The organism is Paenibacillus sp. NRS-1760, from assembly GCF_050467785.1.
In the GTDB taxonomy this organism is placed as follows: Bacteria; Bacillota; Bacilli; order Paenibacillales; family Paenibacillaceae; genus Pristimantibacillus.
The window spans coordinates 820984-845604 of the sequence record NZ_JBITPK010000014.1 but is presented as its reverse complement, the minus strand read 5'-3'; the positions used below and the strand labels follow the sequence as shown (position 1 = coordinate 845604).

At 45.8% G+C, this 24621-nt stretch carries 17 protein-coding genes; 4 read left to right on the top strand and 13 right to left on the bottom strand.

Features of this window, described 5'->3' with window-relative positions:
• Positions 1 to 51: 51 nt before the first annotated feature.
• Genes ACIFSR_RS23080 through ACIFSR_RS23060 form a run of 5 tightly spaced genes read right to left on the bottom strand, consistent with a single transcriptional unit; the run spans position 52 to position 6037 of the window.
• Entirely contained in the window at positions 52 to 1104 is a 1053-nt protein-coding gene (locus tag ACIFSR_RS23080) for a metallophosphoesterase family protein (protein WP_430060182.1), read from the bottom strand.
• A gap of 26 nt (positions 1105 to 1130) precedes the next feature.
• Positions 1131 to 2138 carry a metallophosphoesterase family protein gene (locus ACIFSR_RS23075; protein ID WP_339204301.1) on the bottom strand — a complete coding sequence of 336 codons (1008 nt, stop codon included), beginning with the start codon at positions 2136 to 2138 and terminating at the stop codon, positions 1131 to 1133.
• Positions 2135 to 2965 (bottom strand): alkaline phosphatase, encoded by an 831-nt coding sequence (locus ACIFSR_RS23070; RefSeq protein ID WP_339204302.1) that lies wholly within the window; start codon positions 2963 to 2965, stop codon positions 2135 to 2137. Before ACIFSR_RS23070 ends, ACIFSR_RS23075 begins: the two co-directional genes overlap by 4 nt.
• A gap of 21 nt (positions 2966 to 2986) precedes the next feature.
• Positions 2987 to 3841, bottom strand: a complete 855-nt coding sequence (locus ACIFSR_RS23065; protein ID WP_430060180.1) for an EamA family transporter — start codon at positions 3839 to 3841, stop codon at positions 2987 to 2989.
• A gap of 57 nt (positions 3842 to 3898) precedes the next feature.
• Complete coding sequence (locus ACIFSR_RS23060; RefSeq protein ID WP_430060178.1) at positions 3899 to 6037, bottom strand: hypothetical protein; 2139 nt, start codon at positions 6035 to 6037, stop codon at positions 3899 to 3901.
• 262 nt (positions 6038 to 6299) lie between these two features.
• On the opposite strand from ACIFSR_RS23060, the gene ACIFSR_RS23055 reads away from it, so the two are divergent.
• From ACIFSR_RS23055 to ACIFSR_RS23045, 3 genes are all read left to right on the top strand, one after another.
• Complete coding sequence (locus ACIFSR_RS23055; protein WP_430060176.1) at positions 6300 to 8228, top strand: DUF5696 domain-containing protein; 1929 nt, start codon at positions 6300 to 6302, stop codon at positions 8226 to 8228.
• A gap of 118 nt (positions 8229 to 8346) precedes the next feature.
• Positions 8347 to 9840: a cellulase family glycosylhydrolase gene (locus ACIFSR_RS23050; RefSeq protein WP_430060174.1), complete on the top strand. Its 1494-nt coding sequence runs from the start codon at positions 8347 to 8349 to the stop codon at positions 9838 to 9840.
• A gap of 60 nt (positions 9841 to 9900) precedes the next feature.
• Positions 9901 to 10470, top strand: a complete 570-nt coding sequence (locus tag ACIFSR_RS23045; RefSeq protein WP_430060172.1) for a TetR/AcrR family transcriptional regulator — start codon at positions 9901 to 9903, stop codon at positions 10468 to 10470.
• A gap of 1033 nt (positions 10471 to 11503) precedes the next feature.
• Here ACIFSR_RS23045 and ACIFSR_RS23040 read toward each other — a convergent pair.
• From ACIFSR_RS23040 to ACIFSR_RS23025, 4 genes are all read right to left on the bottom strand, one after another.
• The gene (locus ACIFSR_RS23040) at positions 11504 to 12742 is read right to left on the bottom strand and encodes an anti sigma factor C-terminal domain-containing protein (RefSeq protein ID WP_430060170.1); all 1239 of its coding nucleotides are present in this window, start codon (positions 12740 to 12742) and stop codon (positions 11504 to 11506) included.
• Positions 12739 to 13242: a sigma-70 family RNA polymerase sigma factor gene (locus ACIFSR_RS23035; RefSeq protein ID WP_339204310.1), complete on the bottom strand. Its 504-nt coding sequence runs from the start codon at positions 13240 to 13242 to the stop codon at positions 12739 to 12741. The genes ACIFSR_RS23040 and ACIFSR_RS23035 overlap by 4 nt, the downstream gene beginning before the upstream one ends.
• Before the next feature lie 162 nt (positions 13243 to 13404).
• On the bottom strand, positions 13405 to 13611 hold the full coding sequence (locus tag ACIFSR_RS23030; protein WP_076267682.1) for a hypothetical protein: 207 nt from the start codon (positions 13609 to 13611) through the stop codon (positions 13405 to 13407).
• 121 nt (positions 13612 to 13732) lie between these two features.
• The gene (locus ACIFSR_RS23025; RefSeq protein ID WP_430060168.1) at positions 13733 to 14551 is read right to left on the bottom strand and encodes a MerR family transcriptional regulator; all 819 of its coding nucleotides are present in this window, start codon (positions 14549 to 14551) and stop codon (positions 13733 to 13735) included.
• A gap of 157 nt (positions 14552 to 14708) precedes the next feature.
• Here ACIFSR_RS23025 and ACIFSR_RS23020 point away from each other — a divergent pair, with 157 nt between their 5' ends.
• Positions 14709 to 16220, top strand: a complete 1512-nt coding sequence (locus tag ACIFSR_RS23020) for an MFS transporter (RefSeq protein WP_430060166.1) — start codon at positions 14709 to 14711, stop codon at positions 16218 to 16220.
• Positions 16221 to 16368: 148 nt separating this feature from the next.
• On the opposite strand, the gene ACIFSR_RS23015 is transcribed toward ACIFSR_RS23020, so the two are convergent.
• The 4 genes from ACIFSR_RS23015 to ACIFSR_RS23000 form a co-directional block, all read right to left on the bottom strand.
• Positions 16369 to 20100 carry an S-layer homology domain-containing protein gene (locus ACIFSR_RS23015; protein ID WP_430060164.1) on the bottom strand — a complete coding sequence of 1244 codons (3732 nt, stop codon included), beginning with the start codon at positions 20098 to 20100 and terminating at the stop codon, positions 16369 to 16371.
• A gap of 309 nt (positions 20101 to 20409) precedes the next feature.
• The gene (locus tag ACIFSR_RS23010) at positions 20410 to 22146 is read right to left on the bottom strand and encodes an ABC transporter ATP-binding protein (RefSeq protein WP_430060451.1); all 1737 of its coding nucleotides are present in this window, start codon (positions 22144 to 22146) and stop codon (positions 20410 to 20412) included.
• Between the two features lie 43 nt (positions 22147 to 22189).
• A complete protein-coding gene (locus ACIFSR_RS23005; protein WP_430060162.1) occupies positions 22190 to 23953 on the bottom strand; it encodes an ABC transporter ATP-binding protein in 1764 nt (587 codons plus the stop codon).
• Between the two features lie 94 nt (positions 23954 to 24047).
• A complete protein-coding gene (locus ACIFSR_RS23000) occupies positions 24048 to 24482 on the bottom strand; it encodes a MarR family winged helix-turn-helix transcriptional regulator (protein WP_430060160.1) in 435 nt (144 codons plus the stop codon).
• Positions 24483 to 24621 lie beyond the last annotated feature (139 nt).

The window sequence follows — 24621 nt, the reverse complement described above, 5'->3', positions numbered from 1 at the left end:
CCGTTGCTTTGAAAGGCCTCCCTGCTGCTTCGCTCCGGCACTGCCGGGCCTTTATGTTTCGAAGGTTATGATCCTGTCTACTCCCGCTCCGAACCGGGTAAGGCGCAATTCGCCCTTTGCATAATCAATACTGATGAGATCGAACGCCGTCTCAGTCACCGTTCCGACCGTCCTTTCGGGGCTTTCGTCATAATTTCTGTAGCTGACCGCGTTAAGCGTAGATATCATCGGAATACCGTCATGATACAGCACCTGATCGATATGAACGTGTCCGAACAAGCAAGCGACGACGTGTTTACGGTTTGTTTTAATGATTTTCCAAATCTTCTCACCGTTCTCAACCTCTCCGTCGACGTACCCTTTAACCCCACGTTGAATAATAGGCAGATGCGAGAAAATGACAACTTTCCAGTTTTCGCTTTCCGGTACACCGGTAAAATCGAACACCCTATGTTCAAACCAATCGACCTGCCTGTCCGAGAAGGCGTATTCCCATTGCCCGTTTTGCTGCAGCATCCCGTCCGCTTTTATTTTGTAGAGAATATCGATGCTGTTCAACATTGCGATCCTCGTCTTTTTTTCCGGGATATCATAGTAGTAATAAAGTCCGCTTTCGTTTCCCTTATCGAAGGAAACCGTTCCGTTCAGACATTGGTATATATCCGCATATACCTCGACCGGGAAGATCACATGATTAGCCCCTTTTAATTTCTGGTGAAAATCATGAATCGAGTTGTCGTCATGGTTTCCCCTAGTCGGAAAGACAGGGCATTCCGGCATCCTAATCGCATCCATGAACTCCGACTGAGCATATACGACATTATCCTTTAGCCCATTCTCAACGATGTCACCGCCGACCACTATACAGTCCAATGAGAGCAATTTAGCGGCGTGCTTGATCGCAGCCGCAGCCCAAAGCTGATTCCCTCCCGGTGTATGATGGGGGTCGGTGTAGAACACGATGTCGACTGTCCAATTTGCCTGCGCTTGTTTTGCTCTATCGATCGCTTGGCTTAAAGGCGAATGATAATACTCTGGCAAATCATGATATCGATCACCCGTCAACAATGAGTCTGTTCTGTTCTCAGACGTATCCCGCTCCATATATTCGTTTATCTCCTTCATTGTTTTTAGATGCTTACGACTCTATCTTCTCCTGCTCCGAACCGCGTTGCAGTCAGTTCGCCTTTCAAGTAATTGATGCTGACGATGTCAAATACCGTTTCGGAGAGAGTTCCTTTTATTTTCTCCGGGCAATCGTCAAAGTCCTTATAGGAAACCGCATTCAGTGTAGAGATCATCGGAATGTCGTCCCTGATCTGGACCTGGTCATAGTGTACGTGACCGAAAAAGCAAGCCACGACATGTCGACGGTTCTCTCGAATGATTTTCCACATCGCTTCGCCTCCCGCAACTTCATGATCGGCTCCAGTCACACCGCTTTGAAGAATAGGGACGTGAGAGAAGATCACGGCCTTCCAGTCGTCCTTGTTTGGTTTGCCGCCGAAATCGAATACTTTGCGCCGAACAAAGTCCAGCTGTCTTTCAGAAAAGGAGTATTCCCATTGTCCGTTCTGCCGAAGCAACCCATTATCCGCGGTAACGTAAGGAATATCGATGCAATTTAGAATGACGACCCTCGTATTCTTGTCCGGGATATCAAAGTAGTAATAGAGGCCGCATTCGTTCCCTTTATCGAATGTTACCGTGCCTTCCAACGGTTTAAGCCAATTCTCGTAAGATTCAATCGGAAAGATCACATGCTCTACGCTTCCGGTTTTTCGAAAGAAGTCATGTATGGAATTATCGTCATGGTTGCCTTTCACCGGTAACATGGGACACTCCGGTACCCGAAGCGCGTTAAGAATTTCTCTTTGCGATTGCACGACCTCCTCTTTCGGCCCGTTCTCACTGAAATCTCCGCCGCACACGATCGCATCAAGTGGAAGCAATTGCGCCAATCGCCTGATGGCCGCGGCGGCTTGTAGTTGATTGCCTCCCGGCATATGATGCGGATCCGTATAGAAGAGCAATCGTACGATCGCATCTCCCTGATCTTTTGTTGCCTTTTGGGCCACTACCGAAAGCTCGGAACGGAAATACTCTGGAATTCCTATGTCCTGATTAAGGCGGTTCACTCGACTGCCTCCTTGAACAAGCCCACGGGAACTTGGCCTGACCAGGTGTTCGGTGCCTCTAAACCGAGCGCTTTAATGACGACAGCAGCAGTATCTTCTATGCGAATGGGGCTCACCTCGGTAGGGGTGGATACGTTCGGGCCTGCGCAGCCCCAGAAAATTGTCACGTCCTTCGGATGTTCGCTGCCGTGATTCAACGGATCCTCGCCGCCCCCGCCATGATCCGCGAGAAATATAATTAGGCTTTCCTCCAACAAGTCCTTATTCCGAAGAAGATCGAGAATGTTGCCCACCAATTCGTCCGTCTCTTCAATGACTTCCAAGTATAGCGGCGACCCATAACCGAAGTTATGTCCCGCCCCATCGATTCCGTCGAATTGGATGAACATGACCTTGAAGTCCGAATTCTTTTCGGCAAAGTCGGCTACTTCTCGAACCAGATGCTTATCGGCATGGACGTTTGCAATATACGTCGCAACCCCCTCTTCAATAATTCCGTCATTAATCGGCTTCCATGCGCTGAACGAGGCGATTACAGCAGACGGATCGGCTTCCTTGACGAGTCTCATAAAAGAAGGATAAGGTGAATCGGCTGGATACTTGCTCTTCTCGGCTCTTTCGTTCGTCAAGCCATGCAGCTCAGGCTTTACCCCATGAAACATAGATCCCCAACACTCCCCGCTAATGGTCGGAATCACTGTTTGGGCAGCGTAAGTAATAAATCCGCCGTCCAATGCTTGATCGATATTCGGAGTACGTGCTTGATCGATCATATTTCCGGCGCCATCCAAACCGATAACAATTACTCTCTTCGTTAATTCCTTCACGTTAATCATCTCCTTTATTTGTTATCCGCTCATTCCAACTACAATAATACCGGCTGTTATCGCGGAAGCTGTCACAAGTCTTCTGAACCCGCTTTTTTCTTTTAGTATCCATATTCCCAGCAAAGTAGCCATGACCGTACCCACTTCCCTAATCGGAGCCAGGTGGGACACCGGTGCTAATTCCATTGCAACGAGGAACAAGAAATATGAGCCCGGCATCAGGATTGATCCGAGCAGGATCATTCGTTTGTTTCTTCGCCACTCGCCCGTTAACACTTGTACGTTCAGCATCGTTCGACTATTTCCTAGCATAAAACCAAAGTTGGAAACCGAAATCAGAATCAAAGGAGATACGTATTGCAAAGTCATTTTATCAATGAGCACATAAGAAGTAATACATAATCCTACTCCCACAGCGGTCAATATAGGCTTCATCTGGAAAGGTTGACCTGCTGAGGGGACCCTCTTCCATTCACTTAGTCCCAATATGCCGATAAATATAATACTGACTCCAATCCATCCCCATAAAGATAATCGCTCGCCCATAAATATGACGCTAATCAAAGGTATAAGCAGCACTCCCGTACCACGCTGAATCGGATAAACCTGCGACAAATCACCTAACGCGTACACTTTGGATAACATCCATGCATAGGTCGCTTGTGCTGTCATGGACATCAACAATAGAACATATACCTCCGGCGGATAGCTCCTGCTCACCAAATGAATCAGTAATAAGGGAATAAGCAGCACGTTCGCCGCAATGACAATGAGGGAGAGATAGGCTTGCTTATGCTTACTTTTCTTAGTGAATAGATTCCATAGAGCATTCATTGTGCCTGACACGAGAACCAACGATACAGCGATCCACAACATACCCAAACCTTCTTTTCGATTTATTGCCTTAACAAGCTAGCGATGGTCTAATCCGCATCATGTTTTGAAGCTAAGAAAAACGTTTCCACGCTCTGCCTCGAAACGAATGAACAATGTCAACAACCAGCCTTCTTCGCAAGCGCTGTCGTCGATCGTAATCGCGAGTCCGATCCCGGAATGCTCCTCAAGCGTGTACGAAGCCGGCACCTTTATCCAGTAGTGCTCTGTCATGCCTCTCGTCCCGCACAGCTCGAGCCGCAAGAGGTTATTGTCCCAGCATTCGTCGAGCACGCTAACCGCATCCATGCTAACGTGGCGGGAAGAACCGATTAATTGTGGTCGGTTTTCGGCTTTACTTAACCCGACAATTTGGCAAGCCCCAAGCTCTAATGGATTTAACGCGATCGCTACAGAAAACTTGCCCATATAGCTTTGCTTCCAGAAATCAAATGCATGATATGCGTCACTCGAATCCAATGCCAATGCTTCAAGCTCCAGTTCAACCTCAGTTAGCGGAACAATCGCGAATCGGCCAGCTACGCACCAGCGGCGAAATGGAAGGTCGAAATGAATGGCCCAGAGCGATGCCGTCACATACGATTCTCGCATTCCGTCGTTCAAACCCAATATCGCATACGCATACTCTTCCCTCGTCTGACTAGCATTGTGCTGCGGATAAGATAAGTCCAATGGAAAAGTCATATCCAATGGGCCGGTTTCCCCTGTCATCGTCGGCAGTGAAGGGATGCAGCGCTGAATGGAGCGAATTCTTTCGCTATCGTACAGGTCTGTATTATCGCTAATAATCATCAAGCCGCCTGTTAGCGATACGAGCGAAAGAAGCGTTTGCCCCCAGTCTTTCTCTGTTCGCACGCAAACGTAATCAGGATCGTTCAAGAACAAAATTCGCTGCGTATGATACCACCTTGCTGTCTCCACCATTTGCTTGGAAATCGCTGTCCAGCTCGCATTGGAATCCCCTGCAATTCTACAAGCATCGACGATTCCGACCGCTTCTGTTAACACGCCCCAGCATGCTAGGAAATATGCATCCTCCCCGAGCTGCTCTCGCGCACATTGGAGATAAGCTCGCAAGCTGCGAGATGCCTCTTCGCTCGTAATACATCCTTCATGGACAGCCTTGTGCAAGCCTTCGTATAGATAGTGACGAATTTGATCTGTTTTGAAATAGCTATAGCCTATTTCCTTCAATCCCTTGTAGAGTGGCGCAACCTGCTCTGCAAGCGTTTCTGGCACTGCCTTGATCACGTATTCAATCCATTGTCCATATAGCGGATCGCCGTTGATATCCCGCTCGAAAAGGTCGCGATGTGCAGCGACGAACTCAGGATTCGTGACCATCGCGCTCGTCCATATACCCGCCTGAAAATCTCGCCCCACGATGCTGGAAATTATACCATCGTGTCCGTCAGGAAAGCGTGCGTTCGTCGATAGCCAAGCGTCAGCAACGATGCCATCTCTCTCTGGCGGAATAGCCTCACGCTGAAACCCGTCATCAATCTGCATGTGAGTCAGACCATAAGGCTTGAAGTGCGTTTCCAAAAATGAAGCCGTACGTTCAATATCTTCCCCGGTTACCTGTTGTGCGAATGCCTCCCATGAACTCCAGCCGGTAATCGGCTGCATTTGCGGACGCCATTGCCAAGGCTTATGGTACTCGTAATGAAGATGCATCCGATAATAGTGCATTCGTAAGTTGACGATCCAAGGCCGTAAGCCCCCTTCTATTTCGAGTTCAGCTTGACAGTTCCCATATTCGTTCTGCTCTAATCGCGATTTTGTCCACTTCCATCCTGCTCCGTGCCAATCGATCAACAAATCCTGTAGAACATCGTACAAGCCATTAACCCCAGAGAGCAGCGGTTTGCCTACCTGTCCAAGTATGGCTTGCCCTCTTACAGCACGATTCGGCCTCATGTTTATCGCTTCTTTACTCAAATAAACGATGACTTTGACCGCAGCTGGTTTATCCAATGCCAAATAGAGCTGCTGGGCCAACGGGCTGCTTTGGATATTGCCGTTCGATACTTCCCGATAATACGGCTTTATCCCCTCTGGAATGCTCATCGACAGTAAGCGACTGCCGTTATAATCGTAATTCAGTGACCGAGTGCTGGCATCCCAGCTTTGCGATGCATGTGCAACGGGGGGTTCCTTGCCTGATATCACGCTCATCCAACGACCTCCATATACGTTTAATTTCCCCATACTGTCATGCTAATCAAGAGCATATTCAGACACAACATTCATAATTTAATCTGGCACTCGAAAATGCATAAGCACGATATTCAATTATTCATATTCCTTTCAAATTTTTAACCGAACAACCCTGTAGCACCATTTTTTCGTAATGATCTTAATAAAGCGATATAGTTGATTCCCCCTTTAAGTGATAGATTAAGGGGCATCACCATCTATTTTAGAAGGGAACAGTGATATGACCATACAAAATACGGAGCAGTTATTCATGATGGAAAACAACGGCATGAAGGTTTCGCTAGACAAGAGAAGTCTAATTCTGCGCGTGGATACAGGAGACACCACGTGGGAAACCGTTCCCGAGGCCGCGAGTATGGCATTAGGATTCGAGGATACAGGTCGAGTTCAAATCCCTCTTAGTCAGGCTGAGAACAAAAGCTTCTCACCGATCGTGTCGGGCTACTTCCAAGGCGTCCGCATCCAGCTTAAACATTCTTCCGAGGACGGGATTGCCAGCGGGATTCAAACGGTTGTCACCGTTCTAATGAACACACATCACGGCGAACTCGTGTTTGAAGTGCTTGAAGTTAGCGAAGGTAAAGACGTATGCGAAGTCATCTGGCCCGGTACTTTCCATTACGCCAGTGCTCGCGAGAGTGATTATACGGTCGTGCCGGCCATGCAAGGCTACTTAATTCCGGGAAATTGGCCGCAGCCTATCCGTAGATATCATCAAGGAATAATGTTCAGCAGGGATGCCTATATGCCTTGGTGGGGGCAAGTTAAAGATGGGAATGGCTATCTATCCATCATCGAAACGCCCGCAGACGCCCGATTGTCCATCGAGCATATTCCACTTGTGCACACGCATGCCGAAGTCGTATGGATTCATTCGCTTGAGCGCTTCAGCGCTGCGCGGAGACTGCGTATCCGCTTCGCCAAAGATATGAGCTATGTCGTAATGGCTAAGTTATATCGCCAATATGTACGCAGCCTAGGGAAATTACACACATTGACAGAGAAGCAAGTGCAGAATCCGCAACTATCTGCTTTAATCGGCTCTGCCATCGTACACACGAGCGTGCATACTCGCATTGCACCAAACTCTTATTATTTTGATAAGGAAAATCCCGAGCTGAACGACTATGCCGTATCCTTCGAAGAGCGGGCCCGACAGCTCACATCGCTCAAACAAAAATATGCCGGTAAGCTCTATGTCCACGTGGATGGGTGGGGGCTTAATGGCTATGACAATCTTCATCCTGACGTCCTCCCGCCAACCCCTAAAGGTGGCGGATGGGAAGGATTCCGAAAGCTTCAAGAGGTTTGCCGGGAGGAACAGATTCTACTTGCACTGCACGACAATTACCGCGACTACTATCACGATGCCGCTTCCTACGACCCTAATCTGACGATTAAGGATAGGAAAGGAAAGCAGGAATTTTCCGACTACTGGGCAGGAGGCGCCCACAGCTGGCTTTGTACAAGTTTGTCCAAAGGCTATGTTGAGCGCAATCACGATCTGCTGCAAGAAAACGGTATCCACCCGGATGGCGTTTACATCGATGTCTTCGCCGTAGTGCCTGGGGATGAATGTTATGATCCGGGGCATCGGATGACCAGAACAGAATGCTTGGCTTACCGTGCCTCCTGTTTTGAGGAAATCCGCTCTAGAGGGATGCTGGTCAGCTCGGAGGAGCCCGCAGATTGGGCATTGCCTGCGCTGGATCTCGTCCATCATGCTCCCTATGCGCTTGATCCGGACCCTGGAGGCGGTAAAAGCATCGGCGTTTCAACCCCTTTATTTTCCCTTGTCTATCATGATGCGATCATTGTGCCTTGGTCTTTGAATAGAGGAGACTGGGGAATCCCAGAGACCGATCTCGGATCACTTCATGGTTTGTTGAATGCCGGCGTCCCTTATCTGTCGATCCAAGCTGCAGACAAAGAGATTCCGATCGTCCGGACGCTAGCTCGGCTTCATCAGCTTGTAGGGGTTCTTGAGATGATGAGTCACGAATTTATTGAAGGAAGTAATTGGCGCAAACAACGCAGCACGTACGCAGACGGTACAATCGTCGAGATTGATCTAGACAAGGACAGTTATACGATCATTCCGGCTAACAAGGAGTCGTTCTCATCAGTAGAACTTCAATGGGCCGATTAACACCTAGCCAAGCCGTAACTAATAACCTCTCTTTCAATTTCAGATTGACATTCCCGTTATCCATCATTTAAGATTGAACTGACTAGTCAGTTCAATTCTAAATAAGGGAGGAATTCATATGAAAAGCATGACAACAAAAGGCTCTCGTTTCATTGATGCTCAAGGACGCCAAGTCATTCTTCATGGCATAAGCATGGTTTGTAAGGACAAAGAAAAAGGATATATCGATGATTGGACACAGACGGATTTTCTAAAATTAAAGCAATGGGGATTCAACGTCATCCGGCTGGGAATTATTTGGGACGGAATCGAACCGTCGCCAGGACAATTCAATGGCCAATACGTAGATAACGTCCGGGAGATGATACGGCTCGCCGATCAATTCGGCCTGTATGTCATTCTCGATATGCACCAAGATTTGTATAGCTCGCTATACGCGGACGGCGCCCCTGCATGGGCTACATTGACCGACAACCATGAGTATGCCCGAACCGATCTCTGGAGCGATGCCTATCTGTTCGACCGGGCAGTTCAAACCGCATTCGACCATTTCTGGAACAACACCCCTGCTTCCGATGGCGTCGGCTTACAGGACCATTACGTATCGGCTTGGCGGTTCGTTGTCGAAAGGCTTCGCGACGAGCCTAATCTCATCGGATACGATATGATGAATGAACCCTTCATCGGCTCCAAAGTCGGGGAAATGGTTCAAGGCATGTTTGCTGCATACGGAGAACAGGCAGCAAAACTAACGGGACAGCTCCCCCCTAACATGGAAGAGCTACTGAACATATGGCTCGATCCCGAGAAGAAGCTGCAGGCACTAAGTTTGCTGGATTCCATCGATGTTTATCGCCAAGTCATGCATGCGACTGCACCCGCGCAGGACGTTTTCGAACGGGATGTGCTCTCTCCCTTTTTCCAGAAGACGGGCCAAGCCATTCGCGAAGCCGATCCTGACCGAATTCTGTTTCTTGAAACGAATTACTTTTCTAATCTGGGAGTGACCAGTTCGATCCAACCAGTCGTCGGGCCAAACGGCCAACCAGATGATCAGCAGGCGTATGCGCCGCATGGCTACGATTTGGTTACAGATTCCGATTACGTGCACGTTGCTAATAGCCGTCGTGTTGACTTTATTTTCGACAATCACGCACAAACCCAGAACAGGCTGAACATGCCGATGGTCATCGGGGAATGGGGAGCTTACGGCGAATCCCATCTGGCGGAACAAGCGTGTCTTGACGTTCAGAAAAACTTTGAACGATTGTTATGCGGTGATATTTACTGGTGTTATTTATACCCCGAGATGGATCAGTTCAGCTCCTTTAACGGAGTGTGCCGCGGCTTTCCTGCAGCCGTCGCCGGGAAAATCTTGAGCTACTCCTATGATCGTAGTCACAACCGTTTCGAGATGGAGTGGGATGAGGATGCCGGCGTCGAAGTACCGACGAGAATCTATTTTCCGGATACCAAAGCCATGCAGTCCGCAGACTTGATGCTAACCTCCGCTGAGAGTGGATATGAATGGTCTGGCTTAGAAGGATCGACAGCGGGTTATCTTTGCTTACAGCATTCAGGTGGAGGAAGAAGGACGCTGAGAATCGGTTAATTCCCCGACATATGGTATACTCTAGGGAAAATCAATACCTAGGAAGGGACCGATAGTAAGGTGAGCAGAAACAAAATTATAGATGCCGCAATCAAACTTTTTTCCGAATTCGGTTATCACAAGACGAGCATGGACGATATTGCCAAAGAAGCCAACGTAGCTAAGGGCACGCTTTACTATCATTTCTCGGGCAAGGGGGAGCTGTTCGAGAGAATCGTGACTGACGGACTTCAAATGCTGATGGAGAAAATCGAGGACGTGCTGCAGGAAGACGAGACCGCCGATAAGCAAATCCGGAAAATCGTTAGCAAGCATATCGAGTTGTTTTTACAATACGGTGAGCTTATTCATATTATCTCTAACGAGATTACGAACGGAATCGAGCCAGATATATTGGAGCGGATCGGTGTAATCAAACAGAATTATATCGTCTTCTTGTCTGAAGTTCTCCGCCAGGGGCATAATGACGGGGAATTAAACAAACTGAACTTCGAGCTCGCAGCTGCCTGCTTACTCGGTATGTTAGAAAGTGCGAGTATCTATGTGGTCAAACATTCGGAAGCTGTCACAAGCGAGCATTTGCATGAGACGATCAATGCTTTCGTGCTTCCGGCGCTATTGAGAAAATAGTAAGCTTCGCTTTGTTAAGAGAAGACTAAGAGAGTTGACGGTATCTCTTTCAGTAATCGAGACGCAATATCCCTATCATCTTCTCTTCATTTTCAAAGGTTAAGTTACATTTGTGAGCCCTCTTGAAATATAAACTTGAGGATTGCAGCCCATTGCCGCAATCCTCTCCATATTGTAGAGGACCTCACGTTTTTTAAAAACGTGAGGTTTCTTTTTTTGCTGTTCTCGAGGAGAGGCAATAGGTTGTTACACCATGAGCGTTTGTTCCGTCGCGTTCCACAACCCTCGCAAACGGCAGAACCTGTTTGCATCCGTGTTGATTGAGTCCAATTTCCAGCAGACTTTTGCGAATCAGCATACTCCTGTCTCGAATACGGCGTCCAATGAACAGCTTTTGCGACTTGTTCCGGGTAATCCCGAATCACCTTGAACATCCTCTCAGCCATGCTCCACTTGCTGCCGGGACAGTGCAATATTCTCAGCGCTCACATTAGACAGCACCTCCTCCCTAGTCATTCAATATTCAATCTTGGCTTTTATTCACTTCTATCAATCGTGCAGATCGTGCTATAATTCCAAAAAGGGGTGTTATCATTGAGTGGTTTCTTAATCGTTGTCATTATTTTTGCAGTGTTATTTGGTTTTTTCAAAAAGAAGAAGAATTGATTCAATATTCAGCGAATGTTCGTCAGAACAGCCTCATTTGCCCGTCCACTGAACCAGCGGCCACCTCGTTTATCCAAAGGATTTCGGTCTTGATTTGCCCAGCTTCATCCAATGCTTGCCGCACTTCTTTATGCCAATGAGATAATGTTAACAGCTGTCAACTAAGCTTATAATACATAAAGCCTCTGCAAAGGTATTTACTCCCGGCAGAGCCTTCAATCTTTTTGTTAGATTCCTATGGCTTCATATTCAAGTGAGCCGACCAGCCTAGATCGCCCTGTCTGAATTAACCCGTAGTGATCCTCTTCACGATACTGGATGATGTTCATTGTTCTTCACCTTTCTTGCTTTTTTAACATCTTCTACCCTACTCGCGCGATTGCCAGTTCCATAGCTGTACTTCACCAACCCTTATATCTCTGACCCACGGCTCCTCACGCAGCTTAAGCAGCTCTTTGACCGGGCCGGTAATAACAGCTCCATACAGCCTTACACCATTTTTTTCCACATAATCAATTGTGTGATCTAACTGTAGAAAAGGAGCTACTTTGGTTGAAATACCTTTATTTTTCTGTAGCATGTGTAAGGTTTTCTTGAAGTAGCCATTCCTCTTTTCCCCGTCTCCATAGGATTCGAGTGATGGATAAGATCCTCCACTGGACACCACTTTTCCGAACCACCCTGTCTTTTCTTCTGAGTAAAAGTCCACCGTCATATCATCAGATTGCCAGATCGGATAGTAAGGAAAACCCACTGGATTTGTAATGGCTCCGCCGCTATCAACTTGCTTCGGATCAAGACCGGTATCCACCGCGAACCAGACTGGCTCCATGTTCTTATGCTCGAATTGCTTTAATAGCTCATCTGTCGAGAATAACCGGTCCAATGATAGATAAGCTTCTGCCACAGTTCCCTCTGGGAGCTTCTTGAGCTTTACCCACTCATTATGGTTAAAGCGCTCCTCTTCCCGGCGGTTAGTCTCCTGCTGTTCGCTTTGATTTGCTGGTTTATAATCGGGATGATAGAAAATACTATTGCCCCCTATAATGTTTCCCTGCCAAGTAATCTGCGGAGCCGAGGCTAGATTCAACAGAAACCGCATCGAAAAATCTGCTACAGCAATCTCTTCGTCACCAACTCTCTTATTCAGCTTACCTGTAAAGTCCATTGTAAAAAAAGCGTTACCTGTTCCATTCATATTGACCTTCAGATTGGGGTGGGAAACAGCGACTGCTGACTCCACAACATCCCGGTAAGCCTTCATCCGGTCCGGCGTGCCGCTCCCGTAAAATACACCAGTAATAATCATACTAATCACAGTCAGCACTAGTAGGACGGATAGTACCGTAAAGACATTCATCACCCGCGCCTTCCATTTGCCACGTCGGATAATAACGGCTTCTTTCAATGAAGGTATGCGATTACGCGTCGTCTGTCCATCCTCCCCCTCACGGGAAAGCTTCTGGTCTGACTGTGTGACAACTTCCTCCAAATAAGCTTGATAAACCTCCATCTTCTCCATTTCACGCTCTACTTCCTCACGCTCTTCATCAGTGAGCTTGCCTTCAGCATAATCCTGTAACTTCCGTTTGAAATCCTCACTCATTCTGATCCCTCCCCCTTTCTACCCTGTCCCCGTACCGCTTGCCGTGCTCGAAACAGCAAAATCTTCACATGTGATAATCGGATATCCATAATGTCTGCAGCCTCCTGATACGTAAGCTGGTTAAAATCAATGAGCAGCATCGCCTGCTGCTGATTTTCCGGCAATCCGGATAAAGACCGCCCGATTTCGTTCCAACGCTCCTGACGCAACAGTTCATCCTCCGGGGTATGATGATCTGCAAGACGCTGAAAATAATCAGGGGTCTGCAGTGTTGTGCGGCTCTCCTTGCGCTTGTAATCTACATAAGCATTATAGGCAACCCGGAATAACCATGGCTTGATCTTCTCGTCTTGACAATTTTCCAAGTAAAGATATGCCCGGTAAAAGGTCTCCTGCATCAAATCTTCTGCCGTATGATGGTCGTAGCAGAGGGAGCGCAAGTAGCGATAGACATCCTGCACATAAAGCTGGTAAATATCATCCAGATGGTTTCCCTTCATTTTCTCCCCCCTGCCCTAATCACGAATCAGACGAACTAAAGTTACAGTTTACAGTCAAAAAAACGGAAGTCGTCCAACTATTCAATTAATGACTCTGGATATAAAAAAGCCATCTTAGCCCTGTTAACATTGCTAAAATGGCTTATTATTTGCATTCTAATTTCATTCCTCAGATATAAAGCGTTTGGGATAAACCGGAACAATTTTATAAATTTCTTGCCTCGGCAACCAATCCGTACTTTGTGCATTAATTACTTTTACATAATCTGTGAATTCAGGATCTTTAACATCAAGAAGAACACCCTCATAGGTAACTGTTGAGTCTAACTCTACAACGACTACATGTCCAATAAAATCATCGATCCGCATTAAGCCGCCCTCCTTATTTTAAGCAGTTCGACAAGATCAAAAACTATCCTTCAAAGATTGTTGCTTATTTTTTACTATATATCATCCCGAAGTCATTAGGCGCAAAATTCGCAAGCATGTTCTAATCAGTAACCTCAACGGAGACCCGAACAACATAACTATCCGAATCCATCTCTGAGAAGTAGTTGAGCAAATCCATTACGTACACATTCCCGCATACTTTCATTCCTTTGCGCTCAATGTATTTTTTAATAATGGAGCAAGCCTCTGAAATACTCTCGTAAGAGCCTTTATGGTCCATAACAACATAAAAACCCTTGGGCTTGATTAGCATTCTGCCTCCCGAAATCGGCGCTTTAATCCTATTAGCTACATGGCTCCAAGAAAAGGTGCTGGATTCATAACTTTCTTTGCTTATAAGCGCCCAGATCGGAAATTCGTGATTGATAAAATGTTTTTCACAATAATTGCGATGTTCACTTAACTTAACAGCAAATTCCTCTTCGTCCCCTTGTTCGAGCGGCGTCGCGATTAAATACTCCATTTCACATTCTTCTGTAGAAGGATTGTCCCGTAGCGTCTCCATCGATGTCTTCGTCATTTGAATGGCATTTTGCAAAATATCTTGCATCCGATTAATTCGAAGCAGCTCTGCTTCCAATTCGCGATGCTTTTGATTAAACAACTCGATGAGACTCGAGGTGTTCCGGTTCTGGATAAAACCTTTGATTTGCTGAAGAGAGCTCCCAGCCTTCTTAAGCACATTAATAATATCCAAAATATAGGATTGGCGATGAGAATAATAGCGATATCCATTTACATGAATAAATTCAGGCTTTAAGAGCCCGATCTCGTCATAGTGAAGAAGGGTATGTTTTGTAACTCCGCTTATGCTCGCCAGTTTGCTGATCGTGAGATAACGACCGTTAATATCGGACATGTTGTATATTCCTCCGAGTCTGAAAATCTCATAAACCGATACATGGATTACCGCTAAATTTTACCTAACGAAATTGGCTTTGACAATAGGGTAACCCTGTAGTCTAGAGTTAATTCAGAAGGTTATTAGATTAGTTTGACGTGGAGGGGAAAGAAAGATGTATCGTTTCAATCGTTGGATCGTTCTGGCAGTTGTCTCAAGCGCTCTTTTGCTCATAGTAATGGATGCGACGATTCTTTATACGGCTATGCCAAGCTTAACTTACGATCTAGGTGCTTCGGCATCGGATAAATTATGGATTCTGAACGGTTATTCGCTTGTTATGGCAGGTCTGCTCCCGGCGATGGGAGCGCTAGGAGATCGTTACGGCCATAAAAAAATATTCGCCCTTGGATTGCTCGTATTTACGGCAACTTCTCTCCTAGCCGCTTTTGCTCCAACTCCATCTGTGTTGGTAGTAGGACGGATACTCCTTGCTGTTGGGGCATCCATGATGATGCCTGCTACATTATCCATCATCAGAGTCACATTTACCGACCCGCGTGAGCTCGGACTTGCGATCGGCATTTGGGGTTCCATTGCTTCTGGAGGGGCTGGAATTGGTCCCCTTGTAGGCGGATTGCTTATGGAGCATTTTTGGTGGGGTGCCGCCTTTTTGATCAACGTTCCAATCGCGATCTTGGCGTTTGTTTTGACGCTGGTATATGTTCCGAAGCATGAAGGCAATAAGAATACGAAGTGGGATCTTACCGGCTCCATTCAGATCATGATTTCCATGGTGGCGATTGTTTTTGCTATTAAAGAATTTGCAAAGCGCGAAGGGTCCCCCATGCTTGCTGCTATTGCCGCCGTTATCGGGATCGTGGCAATGATTATCTTTATTCGTCGTCAGCTCAAAAGCCCAAACCCGATGCTCGACCTGTCGCTCTTTAAAATATCTCCTTTTATGACAGGATGTATTACAGCTTTAGTCGGTCTATTTGGACAGCTCGGAGTTCAGTATATTGTGACTCAGCGACTTCAACTAGTGGTAGAAATGAGTCCGCTGCAAGCGGGTCTGATCACGCTAAGCGTACCGGCGGCGGCTCTTATTGCAGGTCCACTGATCGGAAAGATATTGCATCGCTATAATGTGATATATATCAAAGGCCTCGCTCTTCTGATTGCCGCTTTGGGAACGATGATTTATGTCTTTCAATTTGATTCCAGCATTGCTGGACAAATGATAGGACTAGCACTCCTCGGAGCAGGCTTGGGAGCAGGAATGACGGCAGCTTCTCACTCGATCATGAGTTATGCACCTCCTGAAAAAGCGGGGATGGCGGCTTCAATTGAGGAAGTGGCCTATGAAGTCGGAGGGGCGTCCGGAATTGCAATCATCGGGAGCATTTCTGGTCTAGTGTATACGCTCGCTATGAATATCCCCGAGGGACTTCAGGTTCCTGCCAATGTAAAAGATAGCCTGGACGAAGCGCTGTTGGTTGCCGACGGGTTGCCTGTTCAGGCATCCGAAGCGTTGAAAGCGGCTGGGCGCTTAGCTTTTGATCAATCTTTTTTCGTCATACTGCTGGGGTTATCCGTATTTTTCGCAATAACCTCATTAGTTATATTATGGATAGGAAATAGATCAAAACAAAGTAGTTCAGGAAAACGTTCAGAACAATCATGAAAGTGCTGAATGAAGAAGCTTGAAGAGAAGCGGAGCAATCAAGATACATTACACTCCTACAAGCAAAAACCCCGACCTCTTACGGTCGGGGTTTTACATGCTGATGGCGAACCTTGGATATGCAACACTACAATTCCTTTAACTTTACTTATTGTTCAAGCAATTTATCCAACAAGCGAATAATCATCGCAACTGACTCGGCACGGGAAGCAGATTCACTTGGTTTGAACAATCCGCTGCCTTTACCGCTTACGATACCTGCATTAGCAAAAGCATTAATTGGTTCAGAAGCCCAGTTCGTGACTACATCCGAGAACGGATTGGTTGTGCTAGGAACATAGTTCGTCAACCGAGCAAGCATTGCAACGATTTCAGCACGGGAAATTTTTTGATTAGGATGGAAAGAACCATCACTATAACCTGTGATTATCCCATTAGCCTGTAATGCTGCAATCGCTTCTGAGGCCCAATGCCCCTTGGTGTCAGAGAAGGAAGCACCGTTTGAATTCGTTAAACCAAAAGCTTTTGCAAGCATCGTGGCGAACTCGGCGCGAGTTACATTTTCATTCGGATGGTAAGAACCATCACTATAGCCTTTTACAATCCCCATCTTAGCAGCACGCTCCACTACTAAAGCACTCCACGAAGATGCCGGGACGTCCGTAAATTTTAAAGCAGGAGCAGATTTCTCTTTTTCCACGATAGCTTTAACTACATCCACATCGATCTTGTCGTTGAAGACTGGTTTCGTAATCGTTGGTGTCGATGTTGGCGCCGGTGTTGCTTTTGGTGTCGACGTTGGCGTTGATGTTGGCGTCGATATTGGTGCTGATGTTGAAGTCGGCGTCGGCGTCGGTGTCGGTGTCGGTGTCGGTGTCGGTGTCGGCGTTGGCGTTGGCGTCGGTGTTGGTGTTGGCTCAACTCCCGTTGTTTTCACGACAGTAAACTCATCGATCTTATTACCCGCACTTGTACGTGCTTCCACATGAATCCCGTCCTCCGTAATTTCAATAGCGGAATATACTGGCACGTCCTCATCAAAGATATGTTTCAAATAATTATATTGCGTACCATCATAGAATTTCCAGCCCGATGCACCACCATCAAGATAAACGGTACCTTCATTTGTATCCTTATTGGGCTTGCCATCTTGCATGGGATAGGTACGCGCATACACATGATCATGACCTACTAGAACCAAATCAACTTTTTTCTCTTCTAAAATAGGCGCAAAATAGGTTTGCGTATACTCAACAAGGGTTTCTCGACCATTTTCTGTATGGTAAGCAGGACGATGGAACATAACGATAGTCCATTTTTTATCATTTTTATTTAAATCTTCTTCGAGCCAAGCTGCTTGATCTATCATTTGTTCCTCTGTACCCTCTGAGTTCAATACGACAAAATGAGTATCATCAACCTCATAAGAGTAAGCATATTGGAGCTGAGATTCTGGTCCGTTCGTTGGGAAATTCGCCCCTTTGGTAAATACTTCTTTCCCTTCACTCTTCACATCATGATTACCCAATGTTAGAGCAGTTGGAATTTTTGTTGCGTAGACCGCAGATGCTTGCCAGAACTTCTGCCATTCTTCAAATGCGCCGCCTACATCAACCATATCTCCACCATGCATAATAAACTGTGTTGATGGATGTTGTTTTAAAGCGTTAGTCATTAGTTCTTGATAGGCTTGTATGCCTTGTGATTGATTCGTATGAGAATCTGTAATAAACAAGAATGAGGTCGGTGTTGATTTATTCTGATCAACTGTCGAATATTCATACCACGCCGACCAATTGCCCTCATAACCTACACGATATTTATAGGCGGTATTTGCTTTCAAGCCTTCAATCAGAGCATTATGAAACCGGATTTCACCCTTCGTTCCATTTTCCTTCATACTAAGCACTTGAAGCTCACTCTCAGCTTGATGTTGTTTTACATGTTTGATATCAGGGCTTTCTCCTGTTCCCCATTCACTAGCTTCAATGTATTCAAGATAAGTAATGGTTTGGTCTGGCTTTGTTTGCCAAGCAGCGCTCAGCTCAGAAGACATATCTTCTGCCACATAGGTTTGAACATATTGAGGTGTATCTGTACCATATTGCTCCACGACTTCATAATTGACAACCTTACTGTTTTTATCACCATTGACCGCTTGAACCTGATAGGTTCCAAGTGCCAATGTAGTTAGGTCTGTCGTTAATTGTCCTTTAGCATCTGTTTTACCAAGGCTGCCGTTCAATAACTGACTGCTAACATCCGATTCAGAGATATAACCTGTTGTTTGTCCATCTGCGAAAATAATTTCGAATAACCCATCTTCAGCTTTTGCAGAAGCATAGTAACGTTCACCAGCTTTTGCAACCATTAAGACATCAGAAGACGTATCGTCATCCTCATATACATTAGACGTTACGGTGTTAACAGTAACTACTGAGCTTTGCTTTAATAATCCAATGAAAACAATGTCCGCACCTTCATACGGCTTGCCCACATGGTCTAATACTGTAAATGTAGAAGGCGTGCCTAAACCAACTCCCGTCATTTCCAGCTGATATGGAAATGCGATGGTATAGTGAATAGGAGCAGCGAGTGGTGAGCTAGTCTGAACTTCGCCAGCTGTAAGATTTGTATTACTCATGGTTATGGTCTTGTAAGCTTCACCACGTTCCAGCGCGGCATGAGAGCTCACTCTAAAATTAACTGTAACGGAATTATGGGCTGCTGCTACGTTATTAAGTGCTACTTTAACCATGCCGTGCTCATTATCAATATCTGAATTTAGGGCAACACCAGTCGCCTGAGTAATGCTTTCAACTTGAAGAATACCCTTATCATAATTTAGTGCAAATTCTGCCTGTTCTGCATTCAAATAATCTTTGATACCTACTTGTACAGAGTAGATTTCGTTACTTATTGCTTCTTTGTTAGCAGTCATGAACAATCGTTCTCCTGCATTCACTGTGAAGGCGAATGTTTTCCCTGCCGGGTTACCTACCTTATCCTTCACTTCAATCACAAGCTCATGATAACCGCCATCCACATATTTACCTGGATAGGTTAATACGTTTGTATTTTCAGAATAGTCCACTTTATCCGTTATATTCGTTCCATCCAAAAGAACAGACAATGTATTCAAATCCAAGCCTGATCCATTATCGTCCAGCTCCACCTTCAATGCATCAAGCGGAGCGCTTAATACTTCATTCGGAACAGGGGCTATAGGTTTAATGGTCGGAACTTCTTTATCCTCATCAAGTTCCTTATAGATAAAGGTAATATCGTCTACCCAAATCGAGCCTTTATTTTTCTTGCTCATATTCGATTGTTTCAACTGGAAAAACAATTCAAGGACGATCGGACCTGGTTTTCCCTGAGGCACATCCGCCTCAATATATTTCCAACCTGACCAGTCTACACCCATTTGATTTTCATCATAAAATGCTGCTTGAAATGAAGATCCGCCTTTATCTCTAAATTTTGTCGTTAGCAAATGTCCTTCATTGTTCCCATAAACCCACATGCCTACTTTAGTAGGATAGCCTGTTACTGGAATATTTCCTGTTTTATACCCGACTTCAATTTGAGATGGGTTATCTACGATGCCAATCATATCGTAATCAATTCTAGCTGAATATTGTCCATTTCTTACATGCTTCTTGTTGTTCTCCAAGTGCAGCGTAGCCTCATACATACGTTTAGGATTAAATTTCACATCTGAGATTCCATCTTCAAAATCTTCAATGATAATATTTGGCGATGCTTCATCTACTGCAAAGACATGGTTTTTTTGACCAAAACCGGTATGTAGTCCCCCTCCTAGCAGCGTTATAATGGATGCAATTACTATTGTCTTGCGTAATACTTTTGCTTTCATTACGTTTCCTTCTCCCTTAGTAAAATGGTTAGTCAATGAGAACTATAACAGTGCATTGTAAAATTAAACCTCCTTAACTATTAAGAAATTTTATTTTTATTCACAAATATTTGTAATTAAGCATCCTTTCATGTTTAGCAGTGATGGGAAAAGACGAGTAGAACATACAAAAAAACCCGATCTCATTCGATCGGGTTTTCTATTTCCGCGGAATTCATTCATCGTACTTTCCCCAGCGCCTCTCTAAGTTCTACACTATGGATTGACGACTATTCCACGATTTTTAGTTTTTTTGGAGTACATGCCCCTTTACAAAGCCGCTTCCGCAGTCTCAAACTGGCTATTGTACAATTCAGCATAGAAGCCGTTTGCCGCAAGCAGCTCGTAATGATTGCCGCTTTCGATAATATCCCCGTCCTTCATGACGAGAATAATATCGGCATTCTTGATCGTAGACAACCTGTGCGCGATAACAAAAGAAGTTCGTCCTGCCATCAACCGATCCATCGCTTCCTGAATGAGAAGCTCCGTTCTCGTATCGACTGAGCTTGTTGCCTCGTCGAGGATGAGCAGCGGGGCGTTCGCAATGAGCGCTCTTGCAATCGTGATGAGCTGTTTCTGACCTGCGGAAAGGTTCACTTGCTCGTTCAATACCGTGTCGTAGCCATTCGTTAAGGTTCGGATAAAATGATCAATACCGACAGCCTTGCAGACGGCCTTCACATCCGCATCAGTAACCCCTTGCTTGTTGAAGACGATATTTTCTTTGATCGTTCCCTCGAACAGCCATGTATCCTGAAGCACCATACAAAATTGTTCATGAACATTTTCCCGAGGTAGCTCATGGATCGGAACGCCATCGATAGCAATTTCCCCGCCATTCAGCTCATAAAATCGCATCAACAAATTGACGATCGTCGTCTTCCCTGCACCCGTCGGCCCGACGATGGCGATCTTCTGACCAGGCAAAGCACGGGCTGAGAAATCGTGAATGATGAGCTTATCCGGATCATATCCGAAGGAAACGTTCCGGAATTCGACCTGCCCCTTAACATCCTTAAGCACCTTCGATTTATGGTTCTCTTCCTCAAGCTCTTTCTCTTCTAAAAATTCAAAAACGCGCGCGGCTGCAGCTGCAGTTGATTGCAGACTAGTCGCGGCTTGTGCAATTTGCCCCAAGGGCTGCGTGAACAATCGAACATAAAGCATGAAAGCGACGATGACACCAAACGAAATATGACCATTCATCGCTAATGCTCCGCCGACAATACAGACCGACACATAACCGAAGTTTCCGACAAACATCATGAGCGGCATCGTCAAGCCGGATAGAAACTGCGACTTCCATGAACTTTCATATAATTTATCGTTTATCTGATTAAAAGTTTCCTTCGCCTTCCGCTCTCCATTATAGACCTTAACCACATCGTAGCCTGAGTATATTTCTTCGACATGGCCATTCATCGCACCAAGATTCGCCTGCTGGTGAACGAAATGCGTTTGTGATTTTTTGATCATCACGGTCATAAAGGCAAATCCTAGAAACGTCGAAATGATCGCCGTCAACGTCATCCATACGTTTGTATAGAACATCATGACCAAGGAGCCGACCAGCATCGTAACGGAAGTAACCAGCATCCCGACGCTTTGATTCATCGTTTGCCCGATCGTGTCGATGTCGTTCGTGACGCGGCTCAGCACGTCTCCATTGCTCGTGGAATCAAAATATTTGAGCGGAAGCTTATTGATCTTCTGGGAAATGCGCGTACGCAAGCTTTTCGATACCTTCTGGGTTACCGTAGCCATAATATAGCCTTGGAAGAACGAGAAGATGACGCTTAATCCATATAGAACAGCAAGCAATATACCAATGCTGCTAACTGCGTCCATATCAATTTCGCCCATTAACCCTTTGGTAATATGATCCGTCATATCCTTCAGCTTGCTTGGCCCGACAATCGTAAATATCGTGCCCACCACGGACAGCAGCAGAGCCACGACAATAAGAGGAATGTACGGCTTGCAATAGGCGACGAGCTTGCCCATTGTGCCTTTGAAATCGATGTTTTGTTTGGTAGCGACCTGTTGTTTAGCCAATTTCAAGCTCCTCCTTCGATAACTGAGAGTTCGCGATCTGACGATATACCTCGCAGGTTTGAAGCAGCTCTTGATGCGTGCCTCTTCCTACAATTTTGCCTTCGTCTAGAACGAGTATGAGATCGGCTTCCTTAATAGTTCCGATTCGCTGCCCCACAATTAGGTTGGTAGCTCCAGCTGTTTCTTGATTCAACATGGAACGCAGCTGGCGGTCGGTTTTGTAATCAAGCGCAGAGAAGGAGTCGTCAAAAATATAAATGTCAGGCTTACGGTAGATAGCCCTAGCGATGGATAACCGCTGCTTCTGTCCGCCAGACAAATTCGAGCCGCCTTGCGAGATAGTGCCCTCATACCCGCCTTCTAGCTTCTCGACAAACTCTTGTCCCTTAGCGATCGCTACCGCTTTCTTCACATCGTCCGCCGAGCCAGCCACATGCCCATTATCACCATAAGCGACGTTGGACGTCACTGTTCCGCTGAACAATACGGCTTTCTGAGGAACATAGCCAAGCTTGTTATGCAGATCTTTCAGTGAGTAATCCTTCACATTCATTCCCGCAACAAGCACTTCGCCGTCCGTCACATCGTAAAATCTTGGAATTAAGTTCATCATTGTACTCTTGCCGCTACCCGTGGAGCCGATAAACGCAACCGTCTCTCCCCTGCGTGCAACGAAGCTGATATCCCTAAGTACATATTCATCCGTATCCGCATACTTGAAGCTGACATTCCGGAATTCAATCTCTCCTGCTTTCGCAGCATTAGTTGATTTCGAACTGCCATCCTTGATGCTTGGTTCTGTATTTAATACTTCCATGACACGCTTGGCAGCAACCGAAGCCCGCGGCAGCATGAAAAAAACCATCGATAGCATCATAAAGGCCATGACGATTTGCATCGCATAGGACGAGAATATGACCATGTCGCTAAACAAGCCTAGTCTAGCTGCTGTATCCGCTCCATTAATCAGATACGCACCGATCCAATAAATCGCCAAGCTTAATCCGCTCATAATTAAGCTCATGACCGGCATCATTAATGCCATTAATCGGCTTGTGAATAGATTCGCATCGGTTAACTCCCGATTTGCGTACTCGAACTTTGCTTCTTGGCTTGGTCCAGCATTATAAGCACGAATGACTCGCAGACCTTGAAGCCCTTCTCTAGTTACTCGGTTCAGTTGATCCGTTAATCCTTGAATCATTCTGAACTTCGGCATGGCGAACAAAATAACGATCGCGATCATGAGAAGAAGCAGTGCAACCGAAATACCGGACGAGAGCGTCCATTGCCAGCTCTTGCTTGAGATTTTCACAATTGCCCAGCCTGCCAGAATAGGCGCTTTAATCATGACCTGCAGCCCCATCGCCACAATCGTTTGTACTTGCGTAATATCGTTCGTGGAACGCGTAATGAGGCTTGCTGTTGAAAATTGATTCATCTCGGCCATGGAGAATGATTCAACCTTGTCGAAGAGCAGGCTTCTAAGCCTCTTAGCGAGCGATGCAGCGCTCTTCGCGACCAAATAAACAACGATGAAGGATGCAATTAAGCTTCCAATGGCACACAGCATCATATAGGCGCCTGGCTCCCATACCTCGTTTAAGGAGCTGCCTTCCGTCTGCACCAGCTTTGTGATTTCTGCCAAATAATCGGGAAGCTTGAGATCGAGCCATACCTGGAACACGATAAATGCAGTACTGATGACGATAAACCAAACATTTTTGGGATTGAAATACTTCAAAATCTTAAGCATTTATCAAACGCTCCTTCTCCATGTTGTTAGCCATAGAACTGTAAGCCTACTAACTATATTACAATAATGAAAGCCGCTCCAACAACTTCGGCGACTACTCCAAATTCTTTTTGATTTTATCGAGCACATTAAAAAAAGTATCCAACTCCTCTTGCGATAGACCTTTCTTAATTTCGCGCTCCAATTCAACGTATTTTAAAATAATAGCTTCATGGTATTCAATAGCTTTTGGCGTAAGAATAATCCTCTTTAGTCTTGCATCATAAGGAACAGACTCTCTCGTTATGAGATTATTTTTCTCCATCAATTGCAAAATTTTACTCGCGGTCGAACGCCGAATCGTGAACTGGCTCTCGAAATCGCGTTGAAAAATCTCCTTGTGCTGGTTCTCAACAAAGTACCTCAGCACCCATCCATGCATGCCAGTCAATTGATCGCCATATTTTTGACTCATAAACCCGCTAACCTGTCTATGCAGCATATTTCTTAGCGTTCTAAGTTCGAGCGCAACTGATCGATCTCTGTTCATTTTCGCCCCCCTTTACCTATCATCTCCAGCTCTTTCCTCATTTTATCACAATTATTGTTAGTCAACTAACATTAATTATATATTAAAAGCTTTAAACCACAATGAACATCAAAGAGGAGCTGACCTCGCGGCAGCTCCC

Excerpts from the sequence above, each read along its gene's own strand:
- ACIFSR_RS23030 (WP_076267682.1), bottom strand. The coding sequence starts at position 13,611 with ATGCGGATCGATGATTTTATTGGACATGTAGTCGTTGTAGAGTTAGAC.
- ACIFSR_RS23060 (WP_430060178.1), bottom strand. The coding sequence starts at position 6,037 with ATGAGCGTGATATCAGGCAAGGAACCCCCCGTTGCACATGCATCGCAA.
- ACIFSR_RS23035 (WP_339204310.1), bottom strand. The coding sequence starts at position 13,242 with ATGAAGGGAAACCATCTGGATGATATTTACCAGCTTTATGTGCAGGAT.
- ACIFSR_RS23080 (WP_430060182.1), bottom strand. The coding sequence starts at position 1,104 with ATGGAGCGGGATACGTCTGAGAACAGAACAGACTCATTGTTGACGGGT.
- ACIFSR_RS23000 (WP_430060160.1), bottom strand. The coding sequence starts at position 24,482 with ATGAACAGAGATCGATCAGTTGCGCTCGAACTTAGAACGCTAAGAAAT.
- ACIFSR_RS23050 (WP_430060174.1), top strand. The coding sequence starts at position 8,347 with ATGAAAAGCATGACAACAAAAGGCTCTCGTTTCATTGATGCTCAAGGA.
- ACIFSR_RS23040 (WP_430060170.1), bottom strand. The coding sequence starts at position 12,742 with ATGAGTGAGGATTTCAAACGGAAGTTACAGGATTATGCTGAAGGCAAG.
- ACIFSR_RS23020 (WP_430060166.1), top strand. The coding sequence starts at position 14,709 with ATGTATCGTTTCAATCGTTGGATCGTTCTGGCAGTTGTCTCAAGCGCT.
- ACIFSR_RS23010 (WP_430060451.1), bottom strand. The coding sequence starts at position 22,146 with ATGGGCAAGCTCGTCGCCTATTGCAAGCCGTACATTCCTCTTATTGTC.
- ACIFSR_RS23015 (WP_430060164.1), bottom strand. The coding sequence starts at position 20,100 with ATGAAAGCAAAAGTATTACGCAAGACAATAGTAATTGCATCCATTATA.
- ACIFSR_RS23025 (WP_430060168.1), bottom strand. The coding sequence starts at position 14,551 with ATGTCCGATATTAACGGTCGTTATCTCACGATCAGCAAACTGGCGAGC.
- ACIFSR_RS23055 (WP_430060176.1), top strand. The coding sequence starts at position 6,300 with ATGACCATACAAAATACGGAGCAGTTATTCATGATGGAAAACAACGGC.
- ACIFSR_RS23065 (WP_430060180.1), bottom strand. The coding sequence starts at position 3,841 with ATGTTGTGGATCGCTGTATCGTTGGTTCTCGTGTCAGGCACAATGAAT.
- ACIFSR_RS23005 (WP_430060162.1), bottom strand. The coding sequence starts at position 23,953 with ATGCTTAAGATTTTGAAGTATTTCAATCCCAAAAATGTTTGGTTTATC.